The sequence below is a fragment of the Bartonella krasnovii genome (assembly GCF_003606345.3).
In the GTDB taxonomy this organism is placed as follows: Bacteria; Pseudomonadota; Alphaproteobacteria; order Rhizobiales; family Rhizobiaceae; genus Bartonella; species Bartonella krasnovii.
On record NZ_CP031844.2, the window covers coordinates 132,015 to 147,273 of the forward strand.

The 15,259-nt window shown below is 38.6% G+C and carries 13 protein-coding genes; 4 read left to right on the top strand and 9 right to left on the bottom strand.

What is annotated here, in order from left to right:
• The first annotated feature begins 41 nt into the window (after positions 1 to 41).
• Positions 42 to 455: a (deoxy)nucleoside triphosphate pyrophosphohydrolase gene (locus tag D1092_RS00460; protein ID WP_120121696.1), complete on the top strand. Its 414-nt coding sequence runs from the start codon at positions 42 to 44 to the stop codon at positions 453 to 455.
• 672 nt (positions 456 to 1,127) lie between these two features.
• Here D1092_RS00460 and D1092_RS00465 read toward each other — a convergent pair.
• From D1092_RS00465 to D1092_RS00480, 4 genes are all read right to left on the bottom strand, one after another.
• Positions 1,128 to 2,006, bottom strand: a complete 879-nt coding sequence (locus tag D1092_RS00465; protein WP_120121697.1) for a C40 family peptidase — start codon at positions 2,004 to 2,006, stop codon at positions 1,128 to 1,130.
• Between the two features lie 161 nt (positions 2,007 to 2,167).
• Positions 2,168 to 3,535 (bottom strand): leucyl aminopeptidase family protein, encoded by a 1,368-nt coding sequence (locus tag D1092_RS00470; protein WP_120121698.1) that lies wholly within the window; start codon positions 3,533 to 3,535, stop codon positions 2,168 to 2,170.
• A gap of 13 nt (positions 3,536 to 3,548) precedes the next feature.
• Positions 3,549 to 4,493, bottom strand: coding sequence for a type I pantothenate kinase (gene coaA, locus D1092_RS00475; protein WP_241436499.1), 945 nt, complete (start codon positions 4,491 to 4,493; stop codon positions 3,549 to 3,551).
• Positions 4,494 to 4,552: 59 nt separating this feature from the next.
• A complete protein-coding gene (locus D1092_RS00480) occupies positions 4,553 to 5,542 on the bottom strand; it encodes an asparaginase (protein WP_120121700.1) in 990 nt (329 codons plus the stop codon).
• A 218-nt stretch (positions 5,543 to 5,760) separates the two neighbouring features.
• Here D1092_RS00480 and hslV point away from each other — a divergent pair, with 218 nt between their 5' ends.
• Positions 5,761 to 6,342, top strand: a complete 582-nt coding sequence (gene hslV, locus D1092_RS00485) for an ATP-dependent protease subunit HslV (RefSeq protein WP_120121701.1) — start codon at positions 5,761 to 5,763, stop codon at positions 6,340 to 6,342.
• Complete coding sequence (gene hslU / locus D1092_RS00490; protein WP_120121702.1) at positions 6,343 to 7,653, top strand: ATP-dependent protease ATPase subunit HslU; 1,311 nt, start codon at positions 6,343 to 6,345, stop codon at positions 7,651 to 7,653.
• Between the two features lie 17 nt (positions 7,654 to 7,670).
• Here hslU and D1092_RS00495 read toward each other — a convergent pair whose 3' ends face one another.
• From D1092_RS00495 to rpsO, 3 genes are all read right to left on the bottom strand, one after another.
• Positions 7,671 to 8,666 (bottom strand): class I SAM-dependent methyltransferase, encoded by a 996-nt coding sequence (locus D1092_RS00495; RefSeq protein ID WP_120121703.1) that lies wholly within the window; start codon positions 8,664 to 8,666, stop codon positions 7,671 to 7,673.
• Positions 8,667 to 8,739: 73 nt separating this feature from the next.
• Complete coding sequence (pnp, locus tag D1092_RS00500; RefSeq protein ID WP_120121704.1) at positions 8,740 to 10,935, bottom strand: polyribonucleotide nucleotidyltransferase; 2,196 nt, start codon at positions 10,933 to 10,935, stop codon at positions 8,740 to 8,742.
• Between the two features lie 250 nt (positions 10,936 to 11,185).
• Positions 11,186 to 11,455, bottom strand: coding sequence for a 30S ribosomal protein S15 (rpsO, locus tag D1092_RS00505; protein ID WP_120121706.1), 270 nt, complete (start codon positions 11,453 to 11,455; stop codon positions 11,186 to 11,188).
• 313 nt (positions 11,456 to 11,768) lie between these two features.
• Between rpsO and D1092_RS00510 the strand changes: the two genes are divergently transcribed.
• Positions 11,769 to 13,397, top strand: a complete 1,629-nt coding sequence (locus D1092_RS00510) for an MFS transporter (RefSeq protein WP_120121707.1) — start codon at positions 11,769 to 11,771, stop codon at positions 13,395 to 13,397.
• A gap of 446 nt (positions 13,398 to 13,843) precedes the next feature.
• On the opposite strand, the gene truB is transcribed toward D1092_RS00510, so the two are convergent.
• Both truB and rbfA read right to left on the bottom strand, forming a co-directional pair.
• On the bottom strand, positions 13,844 to 14,806 hold the full coding sequence (gene truB, locus D1092_RS00515) for a tRNA pseudouridine(55) synthase TruB (protein WP_120122738.1): 963 nt from the start codon (positions 14,804 to 14,806) through the stop codon (positions 13,844 to 13,846).
• Between the two features lie 4 nt (positions 14,807 to 14,810).
• Positions 14,811 to 15,215: a 30S ribosome-binding factor RbfA gene (gene rbfA, locus D1092_RS00520; protein WP_120121708.1), complete on the bottom strand. Its 405-nt coding sequence runs from the start codon at positions 15,213 to 15,215 to the stop codon at positions 14,811 to 14,813.
• Positions 15,216 to 15,259: the final 44 nt, after the last annotated feature.

The window sequence follows — 15,259 nt, forward strand, 5'->3', positions numbered from 1 at the left end:
TAGGGAAAAGGTGGTTATCTTTATCCTGTTTGGAGAGCGATATGGGTACAAAAAGTTCACTTCTTCTTGTTGTTGCGTGTGCATTGTTAGATCAAGATAATCGTGTTCTGCTTACCAAGCGTCCTCAAGGAAAATCACTCGCTGGTTTATGGGAATTTCCTGGTGGAAAGGTTGAACAAGGCGAAATTCCAGAAATATCATTAATTCGTGAATTAGAGGAGGAGCTAGGTATTCATGTTCAGGTGGATAATTTACAGCCCTTAACATTTGCAAGCCATAGCTACGAAACATTTCATCTCCTAATGCCCTTATATCTTTGTCGCCATTATGAAGGTGTTGCTAGAGGGCGAGAAGGGCAAAATTTAAAATGGATTTTTATTGGTGATCTTGAGAGATATCCTATGCCTGATGCTGATAAACCATTGGTTCAGATATTAAAAAATTATCTTCTTTAAGGTATATAGGAATAAAATATTGTTTAAATATAAGTAGTTATTTATAATTTCTCATATTAGATGGAAAAGCTCAATCCTGTAAAATTTTCACATTTAAAATCTATGGATGCTCAATCAATCAAAACCATTCTTGCACGCTTCAAGCGGAGAGCTTCATGTGGGTAAAACAATTTAAAAAAAAACATGAAATTTGTGCTGAAAGAATACTCTCCAATAGCTAAGAGATTATCGCAACATTGAGAATTGGAAAAATTTATAAATGGTAGCTTTGCATAATTCAGGAGCATAAAATGGTGCTATATAATGGACTTACACTGTTTATGCATATGTCGTGAGTTGAGCTTAGGAGTGCTAAAAGATATCAGGGGTATTTATTTCATAAGATATCGATAATAAGAAAAATTCAAAAGACTCTTTAGAAGAGAATGCTTTGAGCTTGTTATGAGAGATTACTTTACATGTTCAACACTTTAAGCATTATCGTCATACATTTAATATAATAACATAGTGTTTATAAGCATAAACTATCCTTTTTCTGTTGATATTCCCTGACTTTTAATTCAAAAAAATTTCGATAACGTACAAAGAATTGTGTGTAAGAAAACGATTTAAAACAAATAAAATATGCGATTAATAGACGATTAAATATCAAAACATTCAATGATTTGTTTTCTATAGGGGGATATTAGTTTCTTGAATTGGACGACGTTTTGCGATGGGATATCGTTGATATGTTTTAGCGACACGCATAATGACTTCTTCTAGGGGTTCAATCGTCACGTCCATAGAAAAGCCATTTGCATGAATAACATTTTCATGATCAACCATAATGGCAGCATGACCTTGCCAAAAAATTAAATCACCTCGTTGAAGTTTATCATTTTCTGAGAGTGGAGTTCCTATAGTTTTCTGCTGCATGTCAGTATCGCGTAAAACCATTTGACCGGTCATCATCATAGAAAGCTGGATGAATCCTGAACAATCAAGCCCAAAGCCACTGGCTCCACCCCAAAGATAAGGCGTGCGGATAAACATTTCAGCAACGGTAACATAATCTTTATACACGTGTCCGATGGGACTAAGCTGATTACTAATGATAGCTTTTCCGTTTTCAAGTATAGAATACAGAGTTTCACGGACTTCGACTTCATCAACAACAGTTACCTTACTTCCCATGGATAAAGGATATTCCATTGGTCCACGCAAATCAGCTTGAAAATATTGAAAAGTACGTGGGACTGAAACGATATGCGTTTGCTTTACGGTTGATGTACAAAGCGCTGTTGTATCAATATAGCCAACATAATTATCTTTGAGGGATTGCCCCCAAGACATCGTTTCTCCATGTTCAAAGATAAGAAGTTCTTCCCCGAATAAGCACTCTGTCTGCCTTTCGCTTTTTTTATTGTTTTCTTTAAACAGTCCAGCAACAGGAACATTAACACGTCTTTTTTCACCTTGCACAAAGCGCTGCGCTGTAACCTCTGTTTCAAGACGTTTATCTGCTAGATCTTCTCTGAATGCATGTAACCTTGGATCTTTAGAGATCATTCGTTGCCCTTTCATGTTTGTCTTTAAAATAAGTTTATAACCACTGTAAAATCGCAGAGCTTTTCATCTTTAAATAAAGCAAAGAGCATCACTAGAGACGGTAAGCAGTTATTTCTAAAGCCTCACAATTGTCCATTTTTATGGATATTTTATGTCAATTTTTAGTTTTTAAAGAGATTATAAAGAGCACGAATAACTTGTGCAGATCCTCCCACAGGATAGCCTGGTTTTTCTTTAGGAACCCACCCATAAAGATCAAAATGCGCAAAATGTTTGGTTCTTTCAACGAAAGAGTTAAGAAATAAAGCAGCCACTATAGAGCCGGCATAGTTATTTCCCGTTATGTTGTTCAGATCAGCATTTGGTGAGGATAACATTTCCAAGTAAGGTTTCCAAAGGGGCATTTGCCAAAGAGGATCGAAAACAGAGTGAGCAGACTGAGAAATCTGTTGTGCCCATATTGCATCATTACAATAAAATGCGGGAAGATCTGGTCCTAATGCTATACGTGCTGCTCCCGTTAAAGTAGCCATGCAAAGCATGAATTGTGGGCTTTCTTCATCACCATAGGCAAGTGCATCAGCAAGGACAAGTCGCCCTTCAGCATCTGTATTCCCCACTTCAACAGTTAGACCTTTACGACTTTTGAGAATATCACCTGGTCGGTAAGCATTCGCAGAAATTGCGTTTTCTACAGCTGGAATCAAAACACGCAGACGGAAAGGCAATTTCGCATCCATAATAAGTTTAGCCAATCCCAAAACATGTGCTCCACCTCCCATATCTTTTTTCATAAGCAACATGTTATTGGCTGATTTAATATCCAGCCCTCCCGTATCAAAAGTTACGCCTTTGCCGACCAACGTTATTTTAGGATGATGCTCTTGCCCCCAGTGTAATTCAATCAATCGTGGTGCAGTACTGCCTGCTCGTCCTACGGCATGAATCATCGGAAAGTTATGGGTTAAGAGATCATCTCCACAAATACTGTGGACATGAGCACCGTATGTTTTCCCTAGTTGTCGTGCCTCTTCTTCAAGAGTATCAGGGGTCATATCATTAGCTGGAATATTGATGAGATCACGGACGAAGAAGACAGTTTCATAAATACGTTTGAGCTCATCAAAATCAACGGACTCATTGACATGGATAGATAATGATTTTAAAAGAGAATTTTGGCGATAACGGTTAAATTGATAGCTTCCCAGTGCCAATCCAAGATAGGTATTTATTTCATCAGAGGTTTCACCTTCTAAATGCCAGTGACCAGCAGGAAGTTTTTGAGCAAGAATACCTGTGATAAAGGGATCGCTCCCATTGCCAATTCCAAATAAAACTTTTTTTAAATGTCCCGTTTCGTGAGGAACAAAGAGTATTTGTCCTGCTTTGCCAGTAAAATCATTAACTTTTATCCATGCTGTCGCTGAGGCATCAAGTGATAAGTTAGCAATATTTCTTGGATTTACTAGGATAATAGGGCAACTGTTATCAATACGTGTTGAGGTAAAATGAATGGAATGTTGTTGCATAGTTATGAGATCCTTATAGTCGTCTAAGTGCGACATACTCGACCAAGTGATTTTTTCCCTTTCTAAGAATGAGATTGGACCGTGGTCGTGTTGGCAATATATTTTCTTGTAAGTTTTTTAAGTTAATCGTTTGCCAAATATTTTCAGCAATTTTTAAGGCTTCTTCTTCATGCAGGAGTGCATAACGATGAAAATAGGATTCAGGATTTTGAAAAGCTGTTTTACGCAAACGTTTAAAACGTTCCAAGTACCAGTGTCGAATGACTTCTGTTTCAGCATCGACATAGATTGAAAAATCAAAAAAATCTGAAACAAAAGGAATGACTTTTCCATCTTTAGGAAGATCACTGACTTGCAGAACATTAATACCTTCAATAATTAAAATATCAGGGCGGTCAATGATAATTGTGTGATTTTTTAGAACATCATAAGTCATATGAGAATAAAGAGGAGCAGGGACATTTCCAATACCTGCTTTTATAGCCGAAAGAAAGCATAGTAATTTTTTGATGTCATAGGAATCAGGAAATCCTTTACGATTCATACGATTTTTTTGTTCTAAGATCGCATTAGGATAGAGAAAACCATCTGTTGTGATCAGATCCACTTTAAGACTAGATGTCCAACGTTTTAACAGTTCTTGAAGGATACGAGCGGTGGTAGATTTTCCTACGGCTACAGAACCTGCAATTCCAATAATAAAGGGCGTTTTTTGACTCTCTTCTTGGTGGAGAAACTGCTGACGTTTGTGAAAAAGTTCCTGCACTGCTTCAACATGACATGAGAGCAGACGTGATAAAGAAAGATAAATGCGTTGGACTTCTTCAAGATCGATAGGATCATCAATAGAGCGTAAACGCTTAATTTCATCAAAAGTTAAAGTAAGAGGTGTATCCGCACGAAACTCTGACCATTCTTGTGCTGTAAAAACACGATAAGGTGAATATCGGTCAGAAATGGATTTGACCAAATTATCTTCCTGATTAATTTTTTTTATAATCGTATCAATCATTTTTATTAACTTATTGTCCAGTCATTCCAGTATGTACGGATTTGTGCCAATGAGTACCCTTGTGCCAAAAAAGCCCATAAAAGCAGACGTGCTTTTACGGCTGACAAATAACCAGACATAAAAGCTCCTGAAGCAATCATATCGATTTCTGAACCTTTATAGCCATAAGTTATACGAGTTGTTGAGCCATTACAACAACGGCTAGCAATAATAATTGGTATTTTTTGTGCGTATTGTTGTACAAGATCTGCTTCTTGAAAACTACAGTGTCCTGCACCAAAACCAGCGATAACAAGTCCAGCATAATGTCCACTTTCAAGGCAAAGTTTCATTAATTGTGCATCAGATGATAAAGAGGAATAGAGAAGTGCAATTTGATGATCATAGTTTTGAGGAAGATCAAATGTTGTAGGAAAAAATTTTCGGTCATTGAAATAAATAACTTTTCCCTCTAAAATAGTCCCTACAATACCTATCATGCCTGATTGAAATGTTTCAACCTTGACAGTGTGGCTTTTATAGAGCCAATAAGGTGAATGAATCGTATCATTAATGACAACAAGAACGCCTCTGTTACGACTTTGTGGGGTGGCCGCGACACGCGTTGCTGCTAAAACATTAGCGGGTCCATCAGCGCCTGCTTCATGGGGTAGCCGCATAGCGCCAGTAATAATAAGTGGTTCATCTTCCTTCCAATAAAGAGAAAGAAAAAAAGCAGTTTCTTCAAGAGTATCAGTCCCTTGCGTTAAGACAATTCCTTTTGCACCAGCGTTTATTTGTTGTTTTGCCCATTCTATTATTTCAAAAAGAATTTTGAAAGATAAAGATCCACTGGGTATTTGCATTAATGTTTGTGCATGAATATCAGCAATATTATTTAAATCAGGAACACTTTTTATGAGGTTATCTGAGGTTAAAGTTGGTTGCATGTGGCCAAAACGATCGGCAGTCATTGCAATTGTTCCACCTAAGGTTCCTATAGCTATTTTTTTCATAATTTTCCTCTATAAAGGCACAAACTGTTTACATAAAACTATTTAGCAGTAATTTATATTGACAACAATAATATCATTTTTTCAATTTCAACAAATTGAGTGATGCTAAATCATTGTGTTTTGCTGTATATGTTCTTAAATAGGACAATAGACATTGAGTTTTACATTAAATAAAAAGATAATATTAAAAAGAGAAGTAATATTTAAGGAGTGTCCTTATGACAGAACATAAGCCAGACATAATGTATGGTACAACGATTATTACGGTACGAAAAGGTGGCAAAGTTGTGATGGCTGGCGACGGTCAGGTTTCTCTTGGACAGACGATTATGAAAGGCAATGCACGTAAAGTTCGTCGTCTTGGGAAGAACGGCGTGGTTATTGCTGGTTTTGCAGGTGCTACGGCAGATGCTTTCACATTACTGGAAAGATTGGAAACAAAGCTTGAGCAATATCCTGATCAGCTTATGCGTGCATGTGTAGAGCTTGCGAAGGATTGGCGAACAGATCGCTATTTGCGTCGTTTGGAAGCAATGATGCTCGTGGCTGATAAGAAAGTAACTTTAGCTCTAACAGGGCTTGGTGATGTTTTAGAACCAGAAGATGGAGTTATGGCCATTGGCTCTGGAGGAAATTTTGCTCTTTCAGCAGCGCGGGCACTGATGGACTTGGATTTGGATGCTGAAACGATTGCCCGTAAAGCTATGACTATTGCCGCTAAAATTTGTGTTTATACCAATGATCATTTTACGATTGAAACATTGGATGCAGAATTATCTTCTTTAGAGAAAGCTATTTAAATGTGTGTTGTATTTTCCCCTCGTGAGACTGTTTCTGAACTTGATCGTTTTATTATTGGCCAAAATGACGCCAAACGTTCTGTAGCTATTGCTCTGCGTAATCGGTGGCGTAGACAACAGCTTGAAGAGCCGATGCGTGAAGAAGTAATGCCAAAAAATATTTTAATGATAGGACCAACAGGTGTTGGTAAAACAGGGATCGCACGTCGATTAGCAAAACTTTCTGGAGCCCCCTTTGTTAAAGTAGAAGCGACTAAATTTACTGAAGTTGGTTATGTGGGGCGTGATGTTGAGCAAATTATTCGAGATCTTGTTGAAATTGCCATTTCTCTTGTGCGTGAAAAGAAACGCGATGAAATAAAAGAAAAGGCTCACGTGAATGCTGAAGAGCGCGTTTTAGATGCTCTTGTTGGTAAAACAGCAAGTCCGGCTACCCGTGATAGTTTCCGCAAAAAATTGCGTGAGGGTGAATTAGATGAGAAAGAGATTGAAATTGAAGTAGCCGATAATAATAGCAATAGTGCTTCAACCTTTGATATTCCTGGTATGCCTGGGGCGCAAATGGGGATTATGAATTTATCCGATATTTTAGGCAAAATGGGCAGTCGTACAAAGGTGCGTAAAACAACAGTAAGGGATGCTTTTAAACCGCTCATTGATGATGAATCTGAAAAGCTCCTTGATCAGGAACAAATTATTCAAGAAGCGCTTCGTGTAGCTGAAAATGACGGTATTGTTTTTATCGACGAGATTGATAAAATTGCAACGAGGGATGGTGGAGCCAGTGCAGCGGTTTCGCGTGAGGGCGTCCAACGTGATCTTTTGCCTTTGGTGGAAGGAACAACAATTGCTACAAAATATGGGCAAATCAAAACAGATCACATTCTCTTTATTGCCTCTGGTGCATTTCATGTTTCCAAGCCATCTGACTTATTACCGGAGCTTCAAGGACGTTTGCCTATTCGCGTAGAATTAAATCCTCTCACAAGAGAAGATTTACGACGCATTCTAACAGAACCAGAAGCAAGCTTGATTAAACAATATATTGCTCTTATGGCAACGGAAGAGGTTCATTTGGAAATTACCGATGATGCGATTGATGCTTTAGCAGATATTGCTGTAGATTTAAATGCAAGGATTGAAAATATAGGGGCACGTCGTTTGCAAACTGTTATGGAGCGTGTTTTAGATGAGATTTCTTTTACGGCACCGGATAGAGCTGGAACATCATTTAAAATTGATGCTGCTTATGTGAAAAAATCTATTGGTGAGCTTGCTGCTGATATCGATCTTTCCCGTTTTATCCTTTAGAGATATTGCTGTTTTGTTTATCTGCGTGCTTCAATAATTTTGAAACCATGGGCTTGTTCATGGATCAACACTGTGCGGAAAATATCTTTTAACAATGTTTCATAGGGTAAGTGGCGGTTTGCAACAAGAAGTAGACTGCCACCTGGCCTTAGGCATTTTTCAGCATTTATAATAAAATGTTTTCCTAAGAAGACATCTGTTGTTTGTTGTGTGTGAAACGGTGGATTTGAAATGATTGTGTCATACAGATTTTTGACAGGTTCATGCACAAGGTCATGCCAATAAAAATGAATTGGAAAAGGAGCTGTTGCGAGGTTAAGGTGTTGCTTTGCTGCTTTCAAAGCGTTGTAGTCTGCTTCATAGAGATCAAGAGTCGTAAGTTTTACATCGCTTTCAAGTGCAACGTGAGAAAGATAGCCCCAGCCAGCTCCAAAATCAGCTGTTTTCCCAGAAATAACTTTGGGCAGATAAGAAGCAAGGGCAGCAGATCCTAGATCAATACGGCCATGTGAGAACATACCAGAAGTGGTTTGAAATTTATCAAAAGAAAGCGGTGGTGAGCGCAATTGTGCAATATTTTGTTTTTCTATTTGTGGAGGAACTTGCAGCCAAAATACGAGACCATGACTTTTAGACAGTTTATGGGTAATGGGAACAATTTTTTTGACCCATTTCATCATTGAAGCAGCACCAGCTGTTTTATTTCCACTGATCACAATCCATCCACTGGGTTTAACGCATTCTAATAAATCAAGGAAACAATTTTGGTTAAAACCACGATATTTGCTCAGGTGCAAAAGCGCACCATCATAAATGAGAGTTTTATCTATTTGAGGAGAGCAGTGAAATTGAGTATCGACAAATTTTAAAAAATCTGGTCGCCAAGGCGTGATGACTTTTAAATTTTGTGCCCATTCTGGAGCAGGGACCTCCGTTAAACCGAAACTTAACCAGCATTGGTTTGGATCTGGATAAGGGAGAGCATGATTTTCAAAAGGTAAAAATGATAACACATGTGATTCTTTCAAAGAAAAATGCCACTCCAATGTTGGGATGGCATTTCATTATTACGATAAGAAGAAAAAATTACTCTTCTTTTTTCTTCCGACGACGCTTATTTTCAGGCTGTTTTTTTTCATCCATGCACTTTTCTTCTCTCACCGATTGATCATCGGTAATTTCCTTTCCGGTTTCTTGATCAACAACCTTCATTGATAACCGAACTTTTCCACGTTCATCAAAGCCCATAAGTTTAACCCAAACTTTATCACCTTCCTTCACAATATCAGTTGTTTTGGTGACACGTTCTGATGCAAGTTGAGAGATATGAACGAGCCCATCGCGCGAACCAAAGAAGTTTATAAATGCACCAAAATCTGCAGTTTTTACAACTGTTCCTTGGTAGATAGCACCAACTTCAGGTTCATCGACAATAGAATGGATCCAGCGTTTTGCTGCTTCAATAGTTTTAGCATCAGCAGAAGCAATCTTAATGGTACCATCATCTTCAATATTAATTTTTGCACCAGTTTGTTCCACGATTTCTCGAATAACTTTACCACCAGAGCCGATCACATCGCGAATTTTATCGACAGCAATATTCATAACTTCAATACGTGGTGAAAATTCGCTTAGTTCAGCGCGTGCACTGGTTAAAGCTTTGCTCATTTCATGAAGGATATGGATTCGGCCATCTTTGGCTTGTTCAAGTGCGATTTTCATAATCTCTTCAGTAATACCGTCAATTTTGATATCCATTTGCAAAGCAGTAATACCATTTTCTGTTCCCGCAACTTTAAAATCCATATCCCCAAGGTGATCTTCATCTCCTAAGATATCAGACAGAACAGCAAAGCGTTCTCCTTCTTTAATCAAGCCCATGGCAATACCCGCAACGGGGCGTGCTAAAGGAACACCAGCATCCATGAGAGCAAGCGATGTTCCACAAACCGTTGCCATAGAAGAAGATCCGTTAGATTCAGTAATTTCTGAGACAGCACGAATGGTATAAGGAAAAGATTCTTTTGTTGGCAACATGGGGTGAATCGCCCGCCATGCTAATTTCCCATGTCCAATTTCACGACGACCAGGAGAACCAAGGCGTCCTGTTTCTCCTACTGAGAATGGTGGAAAATTATAATGGAGGAGGAATGTTTCCTTATATATTCCGGTTAAGGCATCAACATATTGTTCATCTTCACCAGTTCCCAAGGTTGCAACGACAATTGCTTGTGTTTCTCCGCGGGTAAAGAGCGCTGATCCATGTGTACGGGGTAAAATACTCACTTCCGATTGAATAGGGCGCACAGTAGAAAGATTGCGTCCATCAATACGCCTTTCTGTATCAAGAATGTTTCCGCGAACAATTTTTGCTTGCAACTGTTTAAATACGGTTGCAATTTGGTCTGTACTAAATTGACAGTCTTCTTCTGTTTCTGGCATAAACTTATCGATAATTTCTGTTTTTAGTGCATCAAGTGCAGCATAACGTTCTTGCTTATCAGTAATTGTGTAGGCCTTTCGTATACTTTGTTCGGCCATTTTCTGCATTGCTTTTTCAAGGTCAGAAAGATCTTCAGGAACAAAATCACGCGGATCTTTTGCAGCAACTTCAGCAAGCTTGATAATGGCATCAATGACAGGTTGAAGGCCTTTGTGACCGAACATTACAGCACCCAACATAATATCTTCTGGTAACTCTTGTGCTTCTGATTCAACCATCAAAACAGCACTTTCTGTTCCAGCAACCACAAGGTCAAGTTTTGATTCAGGCATTTCATCGATATGAGGATTGAGAATATATTGTCCATTACAATAGCCAACGCGGGCACCTGCTATAGGCCCCATGAAAGGAACCCCTGACAAGGTCAATGCGGCAGAGGAGGCAATCATCGCAAGAATATCGGGATTATTTTCAAGATCATGCTGTATAACGGAAACAATAACTTGTGTATCATTTTTATAACCCTCAACGAAGAGAGGACGAATGGGACGATCAATCAAACGAGAAACCAAAGTTTCATTTTCACTTGGACGACTTTCACGTTTTAAATAGCCCCCAGGTATTCGACCAACAGCATAGGATTTTTCTTGATAATTAACGGTGAGTGGAAAAAAGTCCTGGTCTGGTTTTGGGCTTTTTGCTGATACAACGGTTGCTAAGACAATAGTTTCTCCGTAGGTTGCAATCACGGCACCATCAGCTTGACGTGCTATTTTCCCTGTTTCAAGGGTGAGCGGACGCCCGGCCCATTCAATTTCTATCTTGTGCGTTTTGAACATTTTTTATCCTTAATGACCAGTGTTTAAATCTTTGATTGCTCACATTCTGGCTTCTTTGTGTAGTACATTTTCAAGTTCTGAGGTGGACAACAAGTTTACTTCCATTTTTGTTGCGAGAAGAGAGAGATGAATCGCCTTAAATACGAAATGATGAGCAGCTCTATCCCATAATAACTTGTCAGTTTTTAAATTTTTATCTAAAGGCAACATGTTAAAAAAATGGGTGGTTTTTTTACACCACCCCATTTTTTTAGCGACGCAAACCTAACTTCTTGATAAGTGTCTGATAACGATTTTGGTCAATTCCTTTAAGATAATCAAGAAGGCGCCGGCGTTGGGACACCATCTTTAAAAGACCACGACGAGAATGATTATCTTTTTTGTGAGATTTGAAGTGGTTTGTTAAATTAGAAATACGTTCAGAAAGTACAGCAATCTGTACTTCTGGTGATCCTGTATCACCAACTTTATTTGCGTATTCTGCGACAAGAGCTTGTTTACGTTCAGCTGTAATCGACATCGTATTATCCTTTCAAAAAATGAAGAAATATAAAGTCACCCATAGCCAAGATGTCGTCCAGCCAGGGTCTGCGAGAAAATAAGAAAAGTCAAAGACTCTTACCTATTTTTGCTCTTATATAGTAAAGAAGATTAAAATACTAGTCCTTGACAGCATTTTGAAGTCTTTCTTTAAATAAAGCTTTTGTTTTGAAATATTGATTTAAATAGGGTTTTATGAGAAGTTTTTTAAAGATTTATGCATTCTTTTGATACGAAGATTATGAGCGTGTATGTAGTAACAAAAATGACAAATACCGATTTGGAGGAAAAAGATGCAGAGCAGTTCAACATTCAAACTTTTCCGTAATTCGGTATTTCGAAATTTATGGTCATCTACTCTTATTTCTAATTTAGGAGGGCTAATACAGGCTGTTGGAGCAGGGTGGTTAATGGCGTTAATTAGTTCTTCGCATTCCATGGTTGGGTTGGTTCAGAGTGCGACAACATTACCACTTGTTATGTTTTCTTTGATGGCAGGGGCATTAGCGGACAATTTTAATCGGCGTCAAATTATGTTGTGCGCACAGATTATGATGATGGTCATATCCATGAGTTTATCTATTTTAGCCTATATGGGATTTTTAACACCTTGGCTTTTATTATGTTTTACGTTTTTGATTGGATGTGGCACAGCCTTTTATAATCCTTCTTGGCAAGCAACTATAGGAGATATAGTGAGCAGGGAAAATATTCCCGCTGCTGTTAGTTTGAATAGTGTCGGCTTTAATTTGATGCGCAGTGTCGGCCCTGCTATTGGGGGTGCCATCATTGCAACTTTGGGGGCATCTGCCGCTTTTTTGTTTAATGCTATAAGCTATATCCCTCTTATTGGTGCATTATTTTTCTGGAAATCGAATTATGAAAACAACCCATTACCAAGAGAAAGGCTGTTAGGGGCTGTTTCAGATGGTTTGCGTTACGTTGCGATGTCGCCTAATCTCCTGAGTATTATGGTCCGAGCGTTCCTTTTTGGTATAGGGGCAATTTCGATTTTAGCTCTTTTGCCAATTGTTGTGCATAAAGTTCTCGGAGGGAATGCCCTTCTTTATGGTACATTGCTTGGTTCTTTTGGGTTAGGAGCCATGACAGCAGGGATTATTAATGCATTTGTACGGCATCATTTGCGTTCAGAAACAATTATTGCAAGTGCATTTATTGGTTTTGCCGTTTCTTGTTTTTTATTGGGAATAAGTCGCTCACTGATTATTAGTCATATTGCTTTATTTCCTGCAGGTTTATGTTGGGTTTTGGCATTATCATTGTTTAATACATCTGTACAACTCTCTACACCACGCTGGGTTGTTGCACGTGCTTTAGCACTTTATCAAACGGCATCTTACGGGGGGATGGCTATTGGTAGTGCAGTTTGGGGAGTTTTGGCTGATGGTTATTCTCCAACAATTGCTTTGAGTGTTTGTTCTCTATTCTTGATTGTTGGGGCTCTTGCGGGGGTAAAATTTAGAATTCAAGAAATCCCTCAAATCGATTTGAATCCTCTTGATCATTTTAGAGAGCCAGAACTCTTACTCGATCTAAAAGCAAGAAGTGGCCCGATTATGATCATGATCGATTATCAAATTCATGAAAATGATCTGGAAGAGTTTCTTAAAGTGATGACGCGCCGACGTCATATTCGTTTACGTGATGGTGCGCGCCAATGGGTTCTTTTACGAGATCTTGAAAGACCTGAATATTGGACAGAGGCTTATCATATGTCAACATGGGTAGATTATTTACGCCATAATCACCGTCGTACAAAAGCGGATGCTGAAGTTAATAAGCGTTTGCGACATTTAAATTGTTCTCCTAACGGTATAAGGGTGCATCGCATGATTGAACGACAGACAATCCCCCAAGTCAATGAGATGCTCTTAAAAGTTCCTTCAGATCATCTTCCTTAAGGTTAGAGCAGCTTTTTAATATGGTTGTTATATTCTTTGGATCAATTGGTTGGCATAAGCACAAGAAAATAAATATTTTAATGATTAGTGTATTTCTTTATAATGGCACTTTGTTATTTTTCTAGTGATGACTCCAAAAACCTTAAGCTTTTCTCATTTTGAATCGATTGATTTTATTTATATTGATCAATAAAAACTATTTTCTTGCACGTAAAAACGGGACTAATGTGTGAGTAAAAATGAGAAAAAGCTTCTTATGAAGCTTCTTAAATACGAAGATTTTAAAATTAAGGGATGGCAAAGTGTATGGTGGTGTTGGCTTGTAGCACTATTTTTAAATTTTGATATGAATGAGATGAGCATAGAGAAATAAAAGCAACATATCTCTCTCTTATTTGATAGGGAATAATATCTTTCAGTAAGAGACTGTTAGAAGAAAGAAACACTTAAATTGTGAAAATCCGCTTTGGTTTAAATAGACCTTTATCAAGAGTGCCAATAGCAAGAAGTTGTTCCTTATAGAGGGCGCAAGCCTCCTCTTCATCAAGGGGTGTTTTATGGGCATACAAAGGAATAGAATGCCCTCTCATGACTCTTTGCGCTTGGGTTTCAGTAAGCGGATAATGAGGAAGACAATCTAAAGCAGCTCCCGTTTCAATTAACAGTTCATCGAGCGTTGAGAAGTCTTTTTCAAAAGAACTCTCATTTGCATCCGTGGTGTTTTTATTGGGCGATATTGCTTCTTTTAGTTCATCCCATGTAATGAGATCCTCTTCATAAAAAGGTGCAACGGCAATACGTCTTAAATCAGCGATATGCCCATAGCACCCCAGATCACGTCCTATATCGCGTGCTAGCGAGCGCACATAAGTTCCTTTCCCGCAGGTTATTTCAAAGACAGAGTGCTCTTTGGTAGGCATTTCTATTAACTCGAAAGTTTCTATTTCTACTTTACGGGGCGCAATTTCAACGATTTCTCCTTCACGCGCTAGATCATAAGCGCGATTTCCAGCAATTTTAATTGCTGAAAATTGTGGAGGTGTTTGCAAAATGACACCTGTATATTGAGGAAGAAGAGCAAGTATTTCTTCTCGTGTTGGACGTTTGAGAGATGTTTTTGTTATTTTTCCTTCTAGATCATCTGTTGAACGTTCTTGCCCCCAAGCGATATGAAAACGGTATGTTTTTTTGCCTTGCATCACGTAAGGAACGGTTTTGGTTGCTTCACCTAAGGCAATAGGGAGGAGACCAGAAGCAAGAGGATCAAGCGTACCCGCATGTCCTGCTTTTTGTGCATGAAAGAGCCATTTGATTTGTGAAACAGCTTCTGTTGATTTCATTCCTTTTGGTTTATCAAATATGACCCAGCCAGAAACAGGACGCCCCTTTTTTTTGCGTTGCCGTGCCATTTCTTTAATCCTCATCTTTATCCCTATGAAGATCACGCGCAACCTCAGGTGACCGAAGGAGGGCATCAATTTTTGAAAAATTATCAAAACTATTATCAAGTCGGAAACGCAGTTCTGGCATATATTTCATTTGTCGTAATGTATGACTGATTTCTCCACGGAGAAAACGACTATGTTTATTGAGAGCATCAACAACATCGGTATGGGAAGAATTTTTAAGCGTGCTGAGAGGCGATACAAAGCAAGTAGCAATTTTTAAATCTGGTGACATGCGCACTTCAGAGACAGAAATGACAACATTCTTCAAGACATCATCAAGCAAAACATCACGCTGTAGTATATGCGCTACTGCATGACGTACTTGCTCTGCTACTCTAAGTTGCCGTTGTGATGGTCCTGCATTTTTCATCAAAGTTTTGTCCTTGCACCAAGACCTCTTCTTTTGAACACTCA

Coding starts and splice junctions, on each gene's coding strand:
- D1092_RS00510 (WP_120121707.1), top strand. CDS start 11,769: ATGCAGAGCAGTTCAACATTCAAACTTTTCCGTAATTCGGTATTTCGA.
- truB (WP_120122738.1), bottom strand. CDS start 14,806: ATGGCACGGCAACGCAAAAAAAAGGGGCGTCCTGTTTCTGGCTGGGTC.
- hslV (WP_120121701.1), top strand. CDS start 5,761: ATGACAGAACATAAGCCAGACATAATGTATGGTACAACGATTATTACG.
- D1092_RS00460 (WP_120121696.1), top strand. CDS start 42: ATGGGTACAAAAAGTTCACTTCTTCTTGTTGTTGCGTGTGCATTGTTA.
- D1092_RS00480 (WP_120121700.1), bottom strand. CDS start 5,542: ATGAAAAAAATAGCTATAGGAACCTTAGGTGGAACAATTGCAATGACT.
- rbfA (WP_120121708.1), bottom strand. CDS start 15,215: ATGAAAAATGCAGGACCATCACAACGGCAACTTAGAGTAGCAGAGCAA.
- D1092_RS00470 (WP_120121698.1), bottom strand. CDS start 3,535: ATGCAACAACATTCCATTCATTTTACCTCAACACGTATTGATAACAGT.
- pnp (WP_120121704.1), bottom strand. CDS start 10,935: ATGTTCAAAACGCACAAGATAGAAATTGAATGGGCCGGGCGTCCGCTC.
- hslU (WP_120121702.1), top strand. CDS start 6,343: ATGTGTGTTGTATTTTCCCCTCGTGAGACTGTTTCTGAACTTGATCGT.
- D1092_RS00465 (WP_120121697.1), bottom strand. CDS start 2,006: ATGATCTCTAAAGATCCAAGGTTACATGCATTCAGAGAAGATCTAGCA.
- rpsO (WP_120121706.1), bottom strand. CDS start 11,455: ATGTCGATTACAGCTGAACGTAAACAAGCTCTTGTCGCAGAATACGCA.